Source organism: Roseimicrobium sp. ORNL1 (assembly GCF_011044495.1).
In the GTDB taxonomy this organism is placed as follows: Bacteria; Verrucomicrobiota; Verrucomicrobiia; order Verrucomicrobiales; family Verrucomicrobiaceae; genus Roseimicrobium.
The window spans coordinates 2,656,814-2,676,174 of the sequence record NZ_CP049143.1 but is presented as its reverse complement, the minus strand read 5'-3'; the positions used below and the strand labels follow the sequence as shown (position 1 = coordinate 2,676,174).

Below are 19,361 nucleotides of genomic sequence, written 5' to 3'. Positions count from 1 at the left end.
GGACACAAGAGCGTTTGGTGCGTGGATCCGGTGGTTGCGGTCGCTGAGGCTTGCTTCGCAAGCTGACCCCCGCAGGGCGCATATGCGTCAGGTTAAGAACTGCAGAACACTATCGGCACGTCTCGTGATGTGTCCGACGCGAACCCGCCAGTAGCTTTCATGAACGGGATCCACCTTGCGCGAAGCGCCTTGGAGTGCGTGTGCGAAGCACCGCTTTGGGAGGAAACGTCACGAGGTGCGTGACGCAGGATTTATCCATGACCCCAAGCGGAGGCCGCAGTTGATGCGCTCTTGTGATGCAAAACCACCCGGCGTAAGCCTGCCTGCAGGAAGCTCCGCGCCCCAAAGTTCCCCACCAAAGCGGTGCTTCGCACACGCACTCCAAGGCGCTTCGCGCAAGGTGGCCCATCGCAGAGTCGAGTCTCGCCACGAGGGTTGTTCAGATCACGAGACGTTTCTGATTTCTTCATTTATATGTTCACCTGACGCACATGCGCAGGGCGGGGCTGGACAATGTGCAACGCCTTCGACGTAAGAACTCACTCGGTTTTTAAGCATGCATGGACTGGTTCCATCTCATCTGAGAGCCATCAGAGTTATTCAAGGAACATACGTGACACCACACCGACCCCTGTGGGCAGGAGTGCCCCCGATCCTTGGGGGACAGGGTCTCTCCACGAGCAAGACCAAACTACCCATGCATCACTCGAATCGGTATCGAAGGCATCAGCATGGCTAAACACACGTGCGTGCCACCACACTGGCAAGCACCTGCGGATCACCCTTTTCCCAGCACTCGAAAGGCTTGCAGATATTACGTGGGTTCGTTCACATCACTCCTCACGGTTTTTGTGGTGGTGATGTGAGAAGGGGTTGGCTTTCCCTGGCGTGAATTCCATTTGCGCGATATTGGCTGCGGCACGGCGAAGTTGAGCCGGAGCCTGCGGTGCTTCGGCGAGGTCAGCGAGACGCTTTTGCAGCTGTTCCAACTTCTCGCGAGCGACCTGCAATGCCGGTCCGGGAAGCTGCGGCAGAGGCACGTGACGACCAATGGTGAAGGGCGGCCCGGCCGTGGCGGCCCCGTAGTGCCGCTCGCCTGCCGGGAGGAGGGCGAGGGCCTCGCCGTGCGGCTTGATAACCGCAGCCATGAGCTGAATGGCACCAGCGGCAAAGGTCTGCAGGAGCGGGCGATCGCTCGTGGCATTGTCGAACACGTGCTGCAGGAGTCGCAGCATCAGAATGTAGACCGAGTCGAAGGTGTCAGCCACCTCCTCAGTGTAGGGATCTGAAATGCGGTTCGCCCCCGGAGCCCCCAGTTGAGGATGTGGGAATGCCACCGGATTGCTGATGCACGGCCGCACCGGAGCGAAGACGGTGCCGGTCTGTTCCGCACGAAGCGATTCCTCCAGGAAGCTGCGGCGAATCTGGCGGAAGACGAAGTAGTGAGACCCGTCACGCTCGCCCTCGGTGCCCTCCCCCTGCTCGGTCACCACCTGAATGGCGTGGAGCGCACTGGCCCTGTCGCGGACGACGGTGAGGTTCGGAAAATCCACGAGGGTACGGTCGACCTGATTGGCCGGGTCGCCGATGAAGAGAAACTTCTCGGGCAACGCTTTGATGCGATCCGCGATGAGGCCGTAGAGCTCGCCGACCGTTCGGAAATCCGGAGCGGGGTCGCCGGGCTTTGGCTCAAGCGGCTTGGCATTGGGATCATGCGGCGTTTCAAACGCGATGAAACGGTCCAGCGTCTCAAGACCGAAGGGCCGCGTCTCCAGGGGCAGGTTGAGCGGGTAGTACTGGCAGGGCTGGGGAAAATTGGGGCGGCCGTACCAGGGCATGCCGCCCATGGCGGAGAGGAGGTTCCAAGCCTGGGCGAGATGCAGCATCTCCTCGGCAGCGACGTGGAAAACCTGCGCGGCCCACATGCGCACTTTCTGGAGTTGATCCCAGGTCAACCCTCCCTCGCTGAGGTCCTGCTTGAGCGAGAAGGCGGCGTAGAGATAGGAGCAGGCGAGGCCATGCTCGAGTTCACACGCTTCACTCAGGAGCGTGAGCACTTCAGACCGGTCGTGCGTTGATTTTTGGCTCATGAGAGGACGGCGGATTCAGGGGCAAGCGCGGCCTTGATGGCGCGCACGCTGCGATAAGTGAGCGCGACGGCGGTGAGGGTGGGATTCCCGGTGCCGCAGGTGGGAAAGACGCTGGCGCCAAGCACGAACAGGTTGGAGTGATCGTGTGCCCGTCCATCGCGATCCACGACCGAGTCGCTCTTCTTCTCGCCCATGCGCAGCGTGCCCATAATGTGGCCGGCGGCGTTGTAGCCATCGCGGGCCACGGTGATCGTGACCTCGTCGCCGCCACAATGCTTGAAAATTTTTTCGCAGACCTTGCCTGCGTGCTCCATGCCCGCGCGGCTGTAGGCATCCATCTCAAAATGAATCCGCGGCTTGCGCAGGCCGAGCGCGTCTTTCTGCTCGGGGTCGGGATCGAGAATGATCCGGTTGTGTGTTTTGGGGAGCATCTCTGTGGAAAACGAGAAGCGAAGCTGCCGGACCAGGCGCCACTCGGCCAGCTCGCGCATCCGACTGCCGACGATGCCAGCATCGGTGAGTTTTTTGAGCACATCCGCCGGGGAGGCGGTGCGGCCCCAGCCATCATTGCCGAGCGAAAGGCGAAACGCAGCCCGCTCGCTGCGAAACTCGCCATCGCGAAAGTGGTCTATCCCGGAAGTGGTGGGCGGACCGCGGAAACCGTAGACGGGCTCCGGGGCGAGGCAGACGACAGCGCCCTGCAGGTGATCCATGAGATTGCACCCGATGAGTCCGCTCGAGTTGGGAAGCTCGGAAAGCAGGAGCAGCCGGGCGCTCTCGATCGCGTGAGCCGCGAGCACGACGATGCGGCCCGTGAATACCGTATCAACCCCTTCGTAACTGCGCACATGGACGTGCTGAATTTTGCCTGTGTCGTCAGCCTCCAGCTTGAAGACGACGGAGCGAGTGCGCACCTCCACTCCGGCAGCCACGGCTTTGCGCACGTGCACGGTGCCATCATATTTCGCCTGGATGGGGCAGATGGGGACGCAACTGCTGTTACCGGCGCATGCGGGGCGTCCATCGTAGGGGCGGGAGTTGCGAGCCTGCGGGGTGCTGAGCAGTTCCACCTTCACGCCATCGATGACCAGGCCGTTCAGGCGCTGACCGATCACGCGATCACTGTAGGACTCCCACACATGAGTCATGGGGAATGGGCGGGAACGTTTCGCCTGCAGCAGCCCTTGGAGCTGGTCATGGTCTCCCGAAACGCCCATGGCCTCCTCGGCGCGGCAGTAGTCCTCTTCCAGGTCATCGTAGCGCAGCGGCCAGTTCACCCCCTTCTTATAGAGGTCACACAGCATGAAATCCGACGGGACGAAGCGTGGTGTATTGCCAAGAAAATGCCAGGTCGATCCCCCGGAGCGCCGCACGTAGGTGCTCTTGAAGGGCAAGGAATCGGCCCCATCCTTCACATAGTACCCCTCGCTATTGTCCGGCGTCGGCGCGTACTTGTCTCCGTCCGGATCTCTATAGGGCGAGCCTGGATTCTTATTCACCGCCCTGGCATAACTGGCGACCAGGTCCATCCGGTCGGCGGTATCGGGACCAGCCTCCAGGATGAGCACGCGACCGCAGGAGGCGAGCTCCGCGGCGGCGATGGCGCCACACACTCCAGCGCCGATGATGATGACGTCGTAGTCGTATTCGGGAGAGGGCGCGGACATCAGTTGTCAGGTGGGTATGTCCAGTGGCCGAAGTAACCACCGGAGAGGGCTGGCGGGTGGGCGTGAATGAGCGGCCAGAGCAGGCCGCGAAAGGCATGCTCCGGCTCGCCGGGCAAGCGATCCTCGAGCTTGGCCGGGAAGCTGAGCTCGCCGAGATACCAGAGCTGGACGATGAAGGTCACCGTCTCGCACATCACCGTGTCCTGGAGCAGGAGGGCTTTCGCCTTCTCTTCGCCGTCTTCGCCGGCCTCCAGCGGAGCCAGGACTTCGCAGGCCTTGAGGACTCGTGTCTCCAGGCCGGCCTTTATCAGGCGGGTGAGCAGGCTCTCCGCCAGCACGGGATCCAGGGGCCGTACGCCCGTGACCAATCGCGACAGTGCCAGAAATGCGTCCAACATACGGAGTTAAACCAGCAAGTCGTTTTCGGGAATGCCCAGGCGGGTGATGGCGTGCTCCACGGAGGCGTAATTCTCATGAGTGGTCGGAGCCAGGCCCACGACTGCGCCCCAGAAGACGTCCAGTGCATGCTTGATCTCCGGGCGGGCGGCGATGGTCACCATGCTTTCCGTCAGCTGGGCACGCGTGGCATCATCGACGAGCACGGCTACGGGATCACTGTGAATGAAAACCCGGTCCAGGCGGATGAGCTTCTCCGCAGCATCCGCGAAACCGGGCTGCCGGGCCAGGTCCACGATCACGCCGTCGTGACCCGCGCCGATATCGACCGAGCGCGCGTAGACTGCGCGGACGACCCCATCGTGACCGCCGAAGTATTCACTGCGGCGGAAGCGCGTGAAGGGGAACAGGCCCTTGTCGGCGAGGTGCGCGGCGGGCACGAGGAAATTCGCAGTGGAAAAGGGATCGCCGAAGCCGATGGACGGGCGGTCCTTGGGCTCTGGCAGACGGCAGCGAGCCGCGACGTCATCCAGCGAGCGAAAGCCGGAGTCCACATGACAGTAGAGCTGCGCAAAATAGCGATCGCCTGGAGTCCCATCGATCACACGCAGAGCGACTGCGGCAGGCAGAACGCGCGCATTGCGTCGGTGCGCCAGCACGTAGGACGAGGGTTTGATGAGGGCGATTTCACACCGCCCCTCGGCGATCATGGCGGTCTGCTCTGCAACGGAGACCACCGGCAAGACGTCAATGGCGACATCCGAGCCTCGCAACTGCGTCATTTGCCGTGCCAGCGCCTCTGCAAATGTCACCACGGCAGTTCGCACCTCTTCCGGCGTGCGATGCTGCGTGATGTCTGGATAGTAAGAAATCCGCAAGCGCATCATCATAATGGCGTCGATTATTACATGGAGCAACCAAGCTCAGTCCATACTTTAGATTAAAAAATTCGTCAACCTGACGAACAATTGTTTTTGCGAGCATTGCGTGGATGGCTCTCCTTGTGGGTGCGCTGAAGAGCGGGAGCTCTCGATTCTTTGTGGTGTTTGCCGCTTTGCGGTTGAGGGGAAGTGTGCTTTCCAGGTGAAGAGCGAGGGGGGTGCGTGTGCTGTTGCTGTCGGGTCCGAAGACCCAACGCCCACTGTCAGGCCGGAAGGCCTAACCTCCGTAATTCGTGCTGCGCTCTTTTACGCTACATCAAACACTCTCTCTGCTGCTTTGCTGCTTGGCTGCTTGGCTGCTTTGCGATGAAGATCCATGCAGGCAAATTCCACCCACCACGCGTCCTGCGCGTCTCTGCCTCCTCTGCTTCGAGGGGCACCACGCCCTCGCGCGTGCATCGCACCTGCGGCCAAACCTTCTCGCTCCTCTGCGTCCTTTGCCTCTCTGCGTCTTTGCGGTTAACCGGAAGCGTTCCTTCTGCGTGATGAGCGAGTGGTGTGTGGTTGCTGGTCAGGCCGGAGGCCTAACCTCCGCTGTCAGGCGGGACGCCTAACCTCCTTGGAATTTCTTTGCTGCTTGGCGATTGAGCCCATGCAGGCAAAATTCACCTACCGCGCGTCCTGTGCGTCTTTGCCTCCTCTGCGTCGAGGGGCACCACGCCCTTGCGCGTGCATCGCACCTGCGGCCAAACCTTCTCGTTCCTCTGCGTCCTTTGCCTCTCTGCGTCTTTGCGGTTAACCGGAAGAGGCCGTGCTGTGTGATGAGCGAGTGGTGTGTGGTTGCTGGTCAGGCGGGACGCCTAACATCCGCTGTCAGGCGGGGACGCCTAACCTCCGTCGAATTCTCTGCTGCTTGGCTGCTTTGCGTTTTCCTCTTGAAGCGGGTCGAACGTCAGGCCGGTGCAGGGGGAGATGCGGGGTGCGGGGATTCGAAGGCCCTCCGGGCTTCCCAGGTTCTTTCTCGATTGGCTCAACCAGCCTCTTTCACCCTCTCCCGTATTTCGTGGATGCGCTTGGCGGCTTCCGCTGAGCTGATGGCTCCCAGGCTCACCATGCGCCACACGAGCGACTTGGCCAGGCGCAGGAGGGACTCGCCTTCCTGGCTGAGCTCGCCACGCTGCACACTCAGGGAGCCGGACTTCAGCTGGTCTTCCGCGGTAGTCACCAGGGCGGTGAGAGCCGCATGGGCGGGAGACACGCCGCTTTTCAAGGCTTGGGCGATGTTGGACTTGTCCCGCCGCAGAAGGGGCCGGGTCGCGGCAGAGAGGCGGGCGAAGGCGTCACGATCGGTGATCTCCGCACCGATGGAATCGAACTCGCGCAAGACGGTATGCAAAGCGGCGCTTCCAGGAAGGAGAGCCCCCAAGAGCGCCGTGAAAATCCCACCGCTTTTGCGTGGGCTCCGGGAGACGGGTGGCTTTTGGTTTGTGGATGTACTGAAGAAGGCGGCGAGCTTTTGATGGGTGGCATCATTCGGGTCGACATGCATCGCCTTGAAGGTCTCCTCGGAGCCGTCGGAGCGGAGCACGGTGATGCGTGTCCTGCCATCGAGCATGGGTGATGCGTAGACGCGAGCACCGTCCCGGCGAACCTCACGGGGTGCCTGTCCCATTTTTTTGTCCATCTCCTCAGGTGTCATGAGAATCCTTTAGACATGCGGGGGGACGATTGCAAATGAGCACATGCGTGGTGAGGTCTTTTCCAAGAAAGAGACACTGGATTTCGCATGCCCGCGACTCCCCCATCGCAAACAAATTTTTTGTTCACCTTGTGGACCGCACGAATCTTTTCTCGACGCTGCCTGATGCAATCCCTCAAATCACCATCTCCCTCTGCAGCGGCGCTACATATTCATTCATACATATATATTTGTTCATACATATCCGGTGAAATAGTTGGTGACCGTTTCTGCACCTCTTTGTTAATCTGGATTCCAGGTGTCGTTTTGCGTTTCTGCATCGCCGGCACTGCGTTCTAGTAAACTTCAAACCGACCTCATCTTATGGCCTCTTACGCTGAAGCCTTGCAGGCACTCGAATCCTATCGTGGAGCCCTTCTGGAAGGGCAGCTCAATGAATCCGTGACCGCCTCTGCCCTCTCAAAACGCGGAACCGCGGCTTTTACGCGCAAAGCGCCGCTCACGAACGTGCATGCCACGGGTGTGGGCTTGCGAACCAAGAATGGCAAAATCTCAGGGAAGACATTTGTCATTAAAGTCTATGTCTTCGACAAGCGGGACCTGGGAGCGAAAGTGCCCGCTCTCACCAGCAAGTCCTTTGATGGGGTGCAGATTGACATTGAACGACTCCCCATCCAGCAAGCGCTCGCGAAAAAGAAGGCGGCTACGAAAGCCAAGAAGGCAGCCGCGGGGGCCACTGCCCAGACGACACCGCCCGAGCATCAGGCGCGCCGTCGTCCGCTCCAGGGAGGGATACAGATCGCCCCGGCTGGAGTCAACTATGTAGGCACTTTGGGCGGCATGGTCAAACGGGGCGATACCTACTTCATGCTCAGCAACAACCACGTACTGGCAGATACGAACAGACGGCCACTTGGCAGCCACATCGGCCAACAGTTCGGTGCGTCTGTGAATGACCTGGTGGCCACTCTTTCAGATTATGAGCCCATTCTTTTTCCGTCCGATGGTGTGACACCGCGCAATAAGATGGATGCCGCCATCGCGACTCTCGACAACACGAATCTCCATACCGTTCCGGGACAGATGTTTGGCATCCCAAATTACGTGGCGCAGATTGGCTCCCCGATACCCGGCATGGCTGTCACCAAGTCTGGCCGCACGACGGGGGTGACCCAGGGGAGCGTGGTCGCAACCAACGTGAGCGGTGTGCAGGTCAACTATGGGACCAAAGCAAACCCGCTGGTTGCCACCTTTGACGGTTGTGTGCTGATGCTTGGCGATGGTGGACCCTTCAGCAGCCCGGGTGATTCGGGATCGTTCATCCTTGGCTCCGAGTCGGGGCGTGCAGTGGCCCTGCTTTTCGCGGGTGATGGGACGTATACGACCGCCTGTGACATGACGGCCGTTTGCACCCGGTTCCAAGTGATGCCAGCCTGAGGGCATGCCTGCTCGCTCCGTCATTAAAAAGCCCTACGGCACCCATCGACCCGGAGAGCCAACTTCGGAGACCCCTCCTCCTGACTTGGTGGCTTTGGCGGAGAACCTGCATCATCCGCAGGTGCGCACCTCCGGCATCACCTGCACGGAGGACGGGAGGTGGGCGCTGTATGTGACGGTGTCCGATGACGCACCGGTGCCGCTGCCCGAAGTGGAAGCCGCGGCCGCCGGCCTGCCTGTGGTATACGAGGGTGCGGCGCCGGGTCCGGCGGAGGCGTATTAGGCGTGGTGTCACACAAGTTTCTTCAATAATAAATGGCACAGAATTCGGCTACAATTCTTGGCAACTTCTACGCCGAAGGCGTTGCACATGCATAGCCCAGGGTCAGCCCGCGAAGCGGGCGCCACCCTGGGTCGGCATCATGACTCATGAACGCCGAAGGTGTTCCACAAAGACGATCTACCGGCAAGCCATGTTGTCCGGCCTTGACGGCTGTTTGTGGAACACCTTCGGCGTTCAATCCGCTTGTGACAGCCACCCAAGGTGGCGCTTGCTTCGCAAGCTGACCTTGGGCTGGACAATGTGCAACGCCTTCGGCGTAGGAGTACGTTAGGCCACCTGAACTGGTTCTACGCCATGTCAGAAGCATCAGAGTAATGGAAGAAACTTGCGGACACCACACCAGGCATTGCACTACTTGGCGGCTTCTCCAGGCAAGGAATACCGTGGAAGTGGGGCTCCATGACGTCCCCCCTCGGCTCAGAAGGGCTGGGTCGAGATCCGGGATTGGATGATGGCTTGCAAGAAGGATGCCATTGAGACCTTGGCGAATCTCCAGATAGTGGGGCATCTCCACATGCCTATATGCCCATATGCCTGAAATAGATGCAGACCTAGTTCGAGAGTTTCTCGCCAGGAGTTCACCTGCGGAGCTGTTGCGAATACTCACTCCTGTCCTTGAAGGGCGCGCGTCCCATGAGAACGGCATTGAGAGCAGGCTGGTGCTTTGTGAATTCAACCGGTGCACGGATCCGCACCCGATGCTTGATCCTGATGAATGGAATCTGTCCCTGCTCGCCCCACCTCGAGAAGCCGAGGTTTGGAAGGAGCGGGAGTGGTACGGGTATGCAGAGTCAGGGGATTGCTCACGCTGCAAACGTGAGGTTGCCTCCTACGCGAAGAACGTGGACTGCCCGCTTTGTGGAGGGGTGGTTTATTTGACGTGATGGGGAGACCTGTTGCCTGCCGGAAGGCGCACACTACTCGCTCTTCACACAGCGCGGCCGTTTCCGTTCAACCGCTGCTTTGCTGCTTTGCTGCTTTGCGATAAAACTCATGCAGGTAGCACCACCCACCGCGCGTCCTGTGCGTCTTTGCCGCCTTTGCATCGAGGTGCACCACGCCCTTGCGCGTGCATCGTACCTGCAGCTAAACCCTCTCGTTCCTCTGCGTCCTTTGCCCCTCTGCGTCTTTGCGGTTAAATGGAAACGTCCTTTTCATGTGAAGAGCGAGTAGTGTGTGTACTTGCTGTTGCTGGTCAGGCGGGACGCCTAACGACCGCTGTCAGGCGGGGACGCCTAACCTCCTTGGTTCGTGCTGCGCTCATTTGCGCTTCACCACAGGCACACACACTCTCTCTGCTGCTTTGCTGCTTGGTTGCTTTGCTGCTTTGCGATAACAACCATGCAGGTCGCTTCCACCCACCGCGCGTCCTGTGCGTCTTTGCCTCCTCTGCGTCGAGACATCACCACGCCCTTGCGCGTTCACCACCCCATCGCCAAACCCATTCACTCCTCTGCGTCCTTTGCCTCTCTGCCCCTTTGCGGTTAACCGGAAGCGTTCCTTCTGCGTGAAGAGCGAGTAGTGTGTGTACTTGCTGTTGCTGGTCAGGCGGGACGCCTAACGACCGCTGTCAGGCGGGGACGCCTAACCTCCTTGGGGCTTCTCTGCTGCTTGGTTGCTTTTGCTGCTTTGCGATAACAACCATGCAGGTCGCTTCCACCCACCGCGCGTCCTGTGCGTCTCTGCCTCCTCTGCTTCGAGGTGTGCCACGCCCTTGCGCGTTCACCACCCCATCGCCAAACCCATTCACTCCTCTGCGTCCTTTGCCTCTCTGCCCCTTTGCGGTTAACCGGAAGCGTTCCTTCTGCGTGATGAGCGAGTGGTGTGTGTACTTGCTGTTGCTGGTCAGGCGGGACGCCTAACGACCGCTGTCAGGCGGGGACGCCTAACCTCCTCCCCCCTCAATACTTCGGCACGCGGGCGTCCACGCGCTCGGACCAGGCGTCGATGCCGCCGGTGAGGTTGAAGACGCTCTTGTAGCCGGCGCCGCGGAGCCACTCGGCGGCGTGGTGGGAGCGGACGCCGTGGTGACAGTAGACCACGATGGAGCGGTCCAGGTCCAGCAGGCGCGAGGGGGCCTGCTGCGGGAGGGTTCCCAGGGGGATGAGCTCGGCCCAGTCCAGCTTGCAGTAGCGGAATTCGTCTTCTTCGCGCACGTCAATGAGCCGGAACGCGCGCGGACCGGGGCGCTGCATCAGCTCGTGAAGTTCTTCGGGGGAAATATCCATTTAGGAGAGCGCTTTAGTAGCGCACTTCCACGGGCGTGCCAACACTCACATTGCGAAAAAACGCCTGCGCCATGTCCACGGGCATACGCACACAACCGTGACTGGCGGGATAACCGGGAAGATACCCGGCGTGCATGCCGATGCCGCGCGTGAAGCGCATGAAATAGTGCATGTTTGCTCCATCATACGTCGTCCCCGGAGGCTGGGGGTCTGCGTTGCGGTCGATATTCGAAGCGACGACGTTTCCGTTATAATCTACATAATCACCATACTGGCTAGACTGGTGCCACTGGTTCTTTTGTGAGATGGTGAACTTCCCGGTGGGCGTGGGGTGATCGACATCGCCCGTGGAGAGGGAGGAGACGCCGACGAGCTGGCCGCCTTTATAGAAGAAGGCCTGCTGCTTGCTGAGGGAGATGACGACGTGCGGGGCGCCGGGCACGCCATCGCCGCGCCACCAGGAGTTGGTATCGGTGGGCTGGCCGGCGTAGCGGCTGTCACCGGGGTCGTAGCCCTCAAGGTAGACGGTGCGGCCGGAGTTCGCGCCAGCGGGTCCGTAATAGTAGACGTCCGCGCAATTGGCGAGGAGCAGGACCGAGGCCATGCTGAGACCGACACGGCACGCGCTGCGTGTGCTGAGAAGGGAAGGACGGAGACGACGAACAAGGGACGAGAGCATCAGGCGCATGCGAAAGAAAGGGAAGAAAGGGGGGTTTTGGGGTGCGGCAGTATGGAGCACCGGAGCATGGTTGTCCACTTTGGGGCGGATGTGACGAGCGTGGTGTGGATGGATGATCTGTGGTTGCGCGGCGTGTTGTGACGTGCGTTGTGCGGCGCGGTGGTGGTGGTGGTGACCGTGACGGTGACGGTGACGGGGGGTTCGTGATGGGTGGGCGATGATGAATCGTGCGGCGGGTGTTGGTTGAAGCGACGAATTCGGAATCCGGTCTTCGGTCTTCGGAGCTGCAGGGTGAGACAGGATACGCATGGAGGGATGGCACGGGTAAGGCGTGGGAAGCCCGAAGGGCCTTCATCCACCCGCGTCCGGCATATCCACCTGCACGGGCCTGACGTTTGACCTGCTTTAAGAGGAAAACGCCAAGCAGCAAAGAAGTTCCAAGGAGGTTAGGCGTCCCCGCCTGACAGCGGTCGTTAGGCGTCTCGCCTGACCAGCAACATTAAGCACACACCAACTCGCTCTTTACACCAAACGGACACTTCTGTTTAACCGCAAAGGGGCAGTGAGGCAAAGGACCCAAAGAAGCAAGAGGGTTTGGGTGCCACGGTGATGCTACATAGAGCGAGATGGCACACTTCGATGCAGAGGAGGCAGAGTTGCGCAGGTCTCGCGCTAGGTGAAAGCAACCAGCATGAGGTCTATCGCAAAGTGGCAAAAGCCACGAAGAAGCTCGGGGGAGGTTAGGCCTTCCGGCCTGACAGTGGGCGTTGGGTCTTGTGACCCGACAGCAACAACGCGCACGCTCCACTCGCTCTTCGCGCTCCCTTCTGGATGACAAATGAGTGCGAAAGCTTAAGCTTTTCACATGAAAGAAGGAGCGCCAAAAAAATCGCGCGCCATCATTTGGACTCTGTGCATTTTGGCGGTCTTCACGTTGTACGTGGGAAGCACAGGTCCGATACGACATTTCCAGATCAAGGGCACGCTGCCCGAGCCGCCACCGGACTGGCAAAAGGTATTTTACAGACCGGTGGCATATCTTCACAAATACACCCCCTTGAGCAAACCGCTCGATGTCTACTCGGAATGGTGGTGGAAATTGGCTGGGATGCCTTATCCACCAAGCGGAAGTTATTATGATTTAAAATACTACTAGCAGCGTTCAGACTCCACCACTGTTGAAGGAGAGTCTGGGGTGGATAAGCAACGTATTCGGATTGATTGAGCCATACCCCAAGGCGGTGCTACGCACACGCACTCCAAAGCGCTTCGCGCAAGGTGGCATGGCCCGGAGCCTCGCTGCGCGAGCATGCGCGTTGGTGTCACGAGACAGTTCTCAAAACCGATTCGTCTCGTGAAATGACCTCATCTCACCATGGGAAACCACTCCGCCACTCACAACCTGGCGCGCAGCGCCTTGGAGTGCGTGTGCGGAGCACCGCTTTGAAGCGTCTCCAGAGCTTCACCATCTCCCCTACCTCCAAAGCCACGAATCGGGCGAGGCTGCTGCTTGAGAATCTGGGGTGGATAAAAGATGAATCGGATTATTTGAGTCGCACCCCAAAGCGGTGCTACGCACACGCACTCCAAGGCGCTGCGCGCAAGGTGGTCGGTGATGAGATTGCTTCATGGCGCGGACTGCGAGCGGAGTCACGAGACGCGCCAACCACGAACCACGAACCACGAACCAAATTTCATCACGCATGGGTGTTGATTCAAGTTGCCGGAACTTGTGATGCGAGGCGTTGCGCGGGGTGTGGTAGGTCGTGTAGGGTGGCGGCGTACTCGCTGCCCTCCTCTTTCTTTTTTGCTGCCACATGAATGATTCAGATTCGAGACCGGCGTCTTCGTTTTCGTCTTCGTTGTCGCCGTCGTCACCATCACCAGGACCGCCCGCGCTGCCGCCTCCGGTGCCAGGTGCGGGTGGGGAGAAGGTTCCGCTTCGTGGTGGCAAGCAAATGGGGCACGGGCGCAAGCGGACGTGGGGCTTGAGCATCCTGCTGCTGCTGCTCTGCGTGGTGCTTCCCGTGTGGCTACTCATGACGGTGGTGCCGGTGGGGATTGGGTCGAGGATTTTTGCGGTGCCCACGGGAGGGATGGATCCGGAGGTGAAGCCAGGTGACCGGGTGTATGTGAACCTCCGCGCCTACCGGGGGAATACCGTGCCTGCACGCGGGGAGATTGTGACGCTCTGGACGGGAGATGTGCCGGCCATCGAAACACGTGATGACCAGCCAGGGTACTTCCTGCAACGGGTGGTGGGACTGCCAGGTGAGACCATCTCGATCGTGGATGAGAAGCTGCTGGTGAATGGCGTCCCCGCGCCGGAGCTGGAAGCGCGCGCCTATGTGACCCTGGACTTCCCCTCAGCACGCCTCCGCACCTCGCGCGATACCTTCACCGTGCCCCCCGGCGAGGTGTATGTGCTGGGAGACAATACCCACAATAGCTACGACAGCCGCTTCTGGGGCACCGTCCCGCTGAAGGCCCTGCGAGGAAGAGTGGAGAGCTGCGTGTGGCCGCTGGACCGGGCAAGGAGGTATTGATATTGAAGCTCGGGGAGCAGCTGGGGCGGTGAGTTCTTGGTTCTTGGCTCTCAGTTCTCAGTTGTGAGATGTTCTGATGGGTAATGATATACCCATATCGGGTGGCATGCGCTTCAAGGAGTGGGGGCATTCCTGCCCCCATTTTGTCGAACAGGGCGGTGGACCTCCAGTCTTTCCCAAAGCGTGAAAGATGCGAATGGATTGCGATCCAGGATGCCCAGTCGAAGCAATTCCGGGGACCACGCCTTCCAAGGCAAACGTCCTTCCACCAAAGATGCGGTAGGGATGCGCTCCTGCGCGTCCCTCTTTAGATGGGCGGTGGCGGTGCGGAGCTAGAGCACGAAACGGCCTCGCGACGCTGCATCTCCCTCCACCTCCGCCCGCTATCTACGGACGCGCAGGAGCGCATCCCTACCGTCCCTTGGTGTAGAGGGACGCTCACATGCAGAGCCCATCGCACACTCGTGGGCTCGCGTGTGTATTCTGCATTCGTTTCGATAACGCGACGCGCACTCCAGTGTTTTGCACGATGGCGCACGTGTCTGGCAAAAAGGAATGCGTGCTGCCTGCTCTCACACACTCGCGCTGCATTGCACAAGCGATGCCATAGAGCATTCAAAACATTATCATAACCCCCACCTTCCTATCTTATGAAAACCGAAAGAGACAAGGCAGCAGAGAAACGCGCCGACCTTCGCAATGAAGACCCCATCACTGGAGCACCGGGAGCACATCCGGTGGGCACGGGACTGGGCGCGACAGGTGGCGGTGTGGCCGGTGCCGCAGCAGGCATCCCGGGTGGCCCCGTGGGCATGGCGGTCGGTGCCGCAGTCGGCGCCGTGGTCGGCGGGCTCGTTGGCAAGGGAGCCGGTGAAGCGCTGAATCCCACGGTGGAAAACGCGTACTGGGAGCAGAACTGGAGGAAGGAAGGCTACGTGGAACCCAATGCGACCTACGAAGACTATGAGCCCGCCTATCGCCAGGGATATGAGGCGTATGGTTCGCAGAAGTATCGCAACTTCGACGAAGGCGAATCCGATTTCGCGAGGATGTGGGAGGAACGCAAAGGCCAGTCGCGCCTGGGCTGGGACAAGGCCAAGCACGCCTCGCGCGCAGCGTGGGATCGTGTAGAACGCGCGATCCCCGGCGATGCAGACGGGGACGGGAAGTGAAGTGAAGTGAAGTGAGGAGGCTTGAGACGAATCGAACGCACCCCCGGCGACCCTCCACGGGGCGGCTGGGGTGCGATTCATAGAAGACCTGTTTTTTGGCTGCAATCCCCTTCCCCCTTGCCATGAAATCTCTTTCTTCACTTCTCTCCTCGGCGCTCTCGCGTGGGCACGACTCGCTCCATCACCAGCGGCATGGACATGCCCAAGGTGTGGGTGGTGCGGAAAATCTGGGCTTCCTCCTCGCAGGTGGCGCGGGGCTCGTGCAGGCGTTTCGCGCCCGTGGTTATCACAAGCTGGTGACCCTCGCGCTGGCCGGAGCGATGCTGTATCGCGGTTTGCACGGGAAGGGGCATGGAAAAGAAGAGCAGGGCATCCTGCATTTGCATGATGGTCCGCTGGCGAATGGACTGAAGCGTCTGGGTCTGGGGCATCGGTGAAGTGGCAAACGTCGCGCACACTTGTTGATGCGTCTGATGTTGTTGACATGTCCCGATGCCATCCTTCATCTGGCACGTGGAAGGAACGCTTTGCGTCGAGTTGGCAGGCAGTGCGCTATCTCCCTGTTAAAACCGCGCATTGTTTCTTAACCTAACGCAGCGGCCCCCTACCGGATTATCTGGTGCGCGACACGATAGACCGGAGGAGACACGACAGACCAAAAGCGGTGCTACGCACACGCACTCCAAGGCGCTGCGCGCAAGGTGGTGCGTGTTTGGGAAAGCTTCTTGCTGGTTTGCGTCGGACACATCACGAGACGTGCCGATAGCGTTCGGCAGGGCTCCGCCGCCGAAGGCTGGTCAGTGAATGGCAGATTGGTGGTACACTTGGAACCCATCGTCGCGACGAGGGACGCCCACACGGACAGCATCGGCATCGGCATCTGCCTGCGCGATCCATCTATCGAGCTCCGCCGTGAACTGCTTCAAACGCTCTGGATAAAAGTTGTCGAACCAATAGGTCCTCCCGCGCTTATTGGAGTCGATGCGCATGAACGCCTGGCTTCCATCATTCACTCCAGCCGTATAGAGACGATGCAGTCCAAAGCACCCCTGGACCCCGGTGCCATCGAGAAGAGCACGCGCCTTTTCCGCCGGCACCTGGAAGGTGTGCCTTTCATATCTACGGTTATTCTCGTCGATGGCGATCACAAAGACGACGTTGCCCTCTCGATCCAGCCGGACACTATCGAAGCCGCCTTGCCCCGAGCCGTGTGCGAACGTGACTGCCTGCACCACCTCACCCGGCGTCCGGGGAACCGGGTTTCCTTGGGTCTTCGAGTTTTCGTGAAGATTGCCGGGAACCAGCAGATACGCAGGGAGCCGGAACGGCTCCAGGGAGGCGGTCTTCGCGCTCGAAGTGCTGCTGGGGTTGCGGTTGGTACTGCAGGCGCATACGCAGAGCAGGGTGCTGAGTAGAAGGAATAGCTTCATCGATTCCTGGATGATCTTGAGTCTGGGCGTTTCTTTATCAAGTCACTTGTCGCGGGCTTTATCGCACGCTCTGTATTCTCTACAGCAAGAAGTCCGTTTCGAGGCTAACGCTGACACATTGCCCACCCATCATACCACCCGAAATCAGAACACTTCATCCAGACTCTTTGCTTTTTGCAAACGGGCAAAGGAGGTGTAGCGCGGGGCTTGAGGAGCCATGATGCGACCTCCGGGAACGAGCGGAATCGGTGTCATCGCCTTCGCTGACTCCTTAAAATCGAGCACGTATTTTCCCGTGTCCTTCCACGGTTCTATTTTCGAGACCTCCGCCACATGGGTGATGGCGGAAACAGGAGCCACGCGATAGGTGGCGATGTAGCGAATCTTCGGCAGCATGGAGGAATGGATGCGAATTGCATACCAGCGATTTTCACCCAGGAAGGTCTCTTGAAAGCCGTCTTCGCGCGCTGGAACCACCACCGTATCAATCTCTGCGGGGTCTATCGCGGGAGTGTTTCCCTTGTCCGGCACCGTCGTGGCGCTCTGGGAACTCAGGTCATACAAGAAGGGCTCAAACTGGTACACCACCCCACCCTGCTCAGACTGGTACCGCTGCACCGTGAGCGTCTCCACGGGGAATCCAAGTGAGCTGTGCAGAATGCTCTCAAGTTCATCCTCCAGCTCATCAATGATGACGAGGCAGTTGAAAGCCTGCTCGGAGTAAATCATCTGCTCCAGCAGGTAATCCAGATTCCGGAATCCGTTCTTCAAGGCGTAGTCCTCGCACTGCCTCATCGCTTCCGGGTTCTTCAGCAGGTGCTCGGTCAGGATTTGCTTCATCCTTTGCGGCGTGCTTTTGAAGGAGAGGAAGAAGTTCAACAATTGCTGGGCGATGTGCCTCAGTGGGTCATGCTTCGCCAGTTCCACCTCTACAAGGTAGAGCACGGGGCGCTTCGGACTGGAGAAGTCGAGAAGGTAGCCGTCTGGGATGTTCTGAGTTTTGCCTCTCTCGCCGATGAGTTTCTTCACATCTACATAGATGCGGTTCTCACCGAAAAGCGTGGCCTTCACCTCGCGGATGACAACCTCGAGCTCCGCTTCCTTTTCGAAGGGATCGGGGTGGAATTGGTGTTGGGGCGTCCAGAGCATGGCTAGGTCCGTGATTTTTTTATAACAGTGCCTTCCCACAGGCTCTCCACTTCAATGAGCATCCACCCTTTTTCGGCAGCGATACGCCCCAAGCCACGGAGGACCTGCTGATAGATGCCGTAACTCGTAATCTGGTTGATTCGGGAGACGCAATGTGTATCCGAAAGTATATCCGATCGTTTACTGTACCTCTTTCTTACACCGTCCCACAGACCTCCATCGATGGGAGGATGCAAGCATTCCCTCAAACCGGGCCTTCCTCCGTCACCGACGTAGGCGTACGTCTTGAGATAGATATTGATGATTTTTGCCGCCCATCCCACCTGATTCCGCAGTTCGGGATTCTGTGCCACTAGAAGGTCAATCGTTTCCGAGTGCCACCGGTTGAATTTGGGTGGAGAAATGGCTCCAAGTTCTGTCCGCAACACGGTTGATGTACCAAGCCCGACCCTGCGAATGGCAGAATAGACCTTCTCCCTGCTGCGAAAATTTCGCGGTGCTTGCCTCAAAGCTGAAAGTACAGTCCATTCCGCGTAAGCATTGAGAATAGTATGCCTCTCGGAGGCCGGTTGGACTGGGATTTGGTGTGGCATCGTTTGCTAGCTATCCTACACGCTGAAGGTGTCTCCATTCCGGTGCCCTCGTCCAAAGGCCACAAGGCTTTCTAGAATTTCCTGAACGTCCTTCGGTTGGGCACGTGAAAAACGTTGGGCAAGTTCCCCCGCGGTGACGGCGTGTCCTGCGGCATGAAGAGCTTGCTCGGTAACGCGGATGCGTTCGGCGATGGATTTTGGCCAAGGGATTTTGCCTTTGGGGGCAGGAGCGGCTGAGCCCTGCGCCTTCTTGGTGGCGGACTTTTTTGGGGGCAGGTTGAGGGTGCCTTGGGCGGCGGACTGGCCGGTGGGGTTTTGGTATTCGGGGCGGAGCCAGTGAATGATGCCGCGTTTTTCCTCGGCAGCGCGCTGGGCGTTCAGAGCGACGAGGCGTTCGAGAATTTCTGCATCGGTCAAGGTGGTGGGCCAGCCGTAGGCGGCGAAGACGGCGGCATCAAGGTCATCGTGGAGCTGCTTAAGGATGGAGATGAGGCCGCGATCGTGGACGCCCTTGTCTTTCTCGGTGAGAGTCTCGCCGGCACGGAGCTTCTCCAGCACGTTGTACATGCTGGTGAGGGAGAGACGGTGCTTTTCCTGAGCACGTTTGCGGTGGGCGTCGAGTTCCTCGGCGAGAGTGCGGATCCGGTGCTTTTCCTCTTCGCCGCAGAGGGGGAATGGGAATGGGTCGAAGCATTCCGACTTAGGATATACAGGGCGATCTTCCAATAAAGCCCCTTGAGCGAGTGCCCACTTCACGTGAATGTTGCTGGATACGACGCCCAACACATGCGCATCATCGCTACCGATGACGACAAGCTTGTGCTCAGGTTTGGTGAGCGCTTCTACGAAGCTAAAGATTCGATGCTTTGCTGTTTCAACAGTCACTATGAACCTGGGAAGATTTCGGATAGCGCCACGCACCTGCTCATTACTGCGTCTGAATAGCCACCAATACTTCCTGAGCTTTGGGTCGTTGTTTTGCTGCCGTTCTGGATAGACGGTCGTGAGCAGCCTTTGATAAATTTGCGGCACTTCTGCCTTAAGCTCCTCT

At 59.4% G+C, this 19,361-nt stretch carries 15 protein-coding genes; 5 read left to right on the top strand and 10 right to left on the bottom strand.

Annotated elements, in window-relative coordinates; translation table 11 throughout:
* Positions 1-833: 833 nt before the first annotated feature.
* The 5 genes from G5S37_RS10915 to G5S37_RS10895 form a co-directional block, all read right to left on the bottom strand.
* Positions 834-2,090 (bottom strand): ferritin-like domain-containing protein, encoded by a 1,257-nt coding sequence (locus G5S37_RS10915; protein WP_165203640.1) that lies wholly within the window; start codon positions 2,088-2,090, stop codon positions 834-836.
* The gene (locus tag G5S37_RS10910) at positions 2,087-3,757 is read right to left on the bottom strand and encodes a GMC family oxidoreductase (protein ID WP_165203638.1); all 1,671 of its coding nucleotides are present in this window, start codon (positions 3,755-3,757) and stop codon (positions 2,087-2,089) included. Before G5S37_RS10910 ends, G5S37_RS10915 begins: the two co-directional genes overlap by 4 nt.
* Entirely contained in the window at positions 3,757-4,155 is a 399-nt protein-coding gene (locus G5S37_RS10905; RefSeq protein ID WP_165203636.1) for a sugar dehydrogenase complex small subunit, read from the bottom strand. Before G5S37_RS10905 ends, G5S37_RS10910 begins: the two co-directional genes overlap by 1 nt.
* A gap of 6 nt (positions 4,156-4,161) precedes the next feature.
* The gene (locus G5S37_RS10900; RefSeq protein ID WP_165203634.1) at positions 4,162-5,031 is read right to left on the bottom strand and encodes a PhnD/SsuA/transferrin family substrate-binding protein; all 870 of its coding nucleotides are present in this window, start codon (positions 5,029-5,031) and stop codon (positions 4,162-4,164) included.
* Between the two features lie 1,033 nt (positions 5,032-6,064).
* Positions 6,065-6,706, bottom strand: coding sequence for a hypothetical protein (locus G5S37_RS10895; RefSeq protein WP_206026389.1), 642 nt, complete (start codon positions 6,704-6,706; stop codon positions 6,065-6,067).
* Positions 6,707-7,096: 390 nt separating this feature from the next.
* Here G5S37_RS10895 and G5S37_RS10890 point away from each other — a divergent pair, with 390 nt between their 5' ends.
* On the top strand, positions 7,097-8,170 hold the full coding sequence (locus tag G5S37_RS10890; RefSeq protein WP_165203630.1) for a hypothetical protein: 1,074 nt from the start codon (positions 7,097-7,099) through the stop codon (positions 8,168-8,170).
* Positions 8,171-8,174: 4 nt separating this feature from the next.
* On the top strand, positions 8,175-8,453 hold the full coding sequence (locus G5S37_RS10885) for a hypothetical protein (protein WP_165203628.1): 279 nt from the start codon (positions 8,175-8,177) through the stop codon (positions 8,451-8,453).
* 1,961 nt (positions 8,454-10,414) lie between these two features.
* Here G5S37_RS10885 and G5S37_RS10880 read toward each other — a convergent pair.
* The gene (locus G5S37_RS10880) at positions 10,415-10,741 is read right to left on the bottom strand and encodes a rhodanese-like domain-containing protein (RefSeq protein WP_165203626.1); all 327 of its coding nucleotides are present in this window, start codon (positions 10,739-10,741) and stop codon (positions 10,415-10,417) included.
* 13 nt (positions 10,742-10,754) lie between these two features.
* Positions 10,755-11,345: a L,D-transpeptidase family protein gene (locus G5S37_RS10875; RefSeq protein ID WP_240914848.1), complete on the bottom strand. Its 591-nt coding sequence runs from the start codon at positions 11,343-11,345 to the stop codon at positions 10,755-10,757.
* A 2,063-nt stretch (positions 11,346-13,408) separates the two neighbouring features.
* Here G5S37_RS10875 and lepB point away from each other — a divergent pair.
* The 3 genes from lepB to G5S37_RS10855 all read left to right on the top strand — a co-directional run bounded on the left by lepB (position 13,409) and on the right by G5S37_RS10855 (position 15,575).
* Positions 13,409-13,966, top strand: coding sequence for a signal peptidase I (gene lepB, locus G5S37_RS10865; protein WP_165203620.1), 558 nt, complete (start codon positions 13,409-13,411; stop codon positions 13,964-13,966).
* A 650-nt stretch (positions 13,967-14,616) separates the two neighbouring features.
* On the top strand, positions 14,617-15,138 hold the full coding sequence (locus tag G5S37_RS10860; protein WP_165203618.1) for a hypothetical protein: 522 nt from the start codon (positions 14,617-14,619) through the stop codon (positions 15,136-15,138).
* 122 nt (positions 15,139-15,260) lie between these two features.
* Positions 15,261-15,575 carry a hypothetical protein gene (locus G5S37_RS10855; RefSeq protein ID WP_165203616.1) on the top strand — a complete coding sequence of 105 codons (315 nt, stop codon included), beginning with the start codon at positions 15,261-15,263 and terminating at the stop codon, positions 15,573-15,575.
* 360 nt (positions 15,576-15,935) lie between these two features.
* Here G5S37_RS10855 and G5S37_RS10850 read toward each other — a convergent pair whose 3' ends face one another.
* The 3 genes from G5S37_RS10850 to G5S37_RS32260 all read right to left on the bottom strand — a co-directional run bounded on the left by G5S37_RS10850 (position 15,936) and on the right by G5S37_RS32260 (position 19,342).
* Positions 15,936-16,568, bottom strand: a complete 633-nt coding sequence (locus tag G5S37_RS10850; protein ID WP_165203614.1) for a hypothetical protein — start codon at positions 16,566-16,568, stop codon at positions 15,936-15,938.
* A gap of 144 nt (positions 16,569-16,712) precedes the next feature.
* Positions 16,713-17,717 carry a hypothetical protein gene (locus G5S37_RS32265; RefSeq protein ID WP_206026388.1) on the bottom strand — a complete coding sequence of 335 codons (1,005 nt, stop codon included), beginning with the start codon at positions 17,715-17,717 and terminating at the stop codon, positions 16,713-16,715.
* Positions 17,718-18,325: 608 nt separating this feature from the next.
* Positions 18,326-19,342 carry a hypothetical protein gene (locus G5S37_RS32260; RefSeq protein WP_206026387.1) on the bottom strand — a complete coding sequence of 339 codons (1,017 nt, stop codon included), beginning with the start codon at positions 19,340-19,342 and terminating at the stop codon, positions 18,326-18,328.
* Between the last annotated feature and the right edge of the window lie 19 nt (positions 19,343-19,361).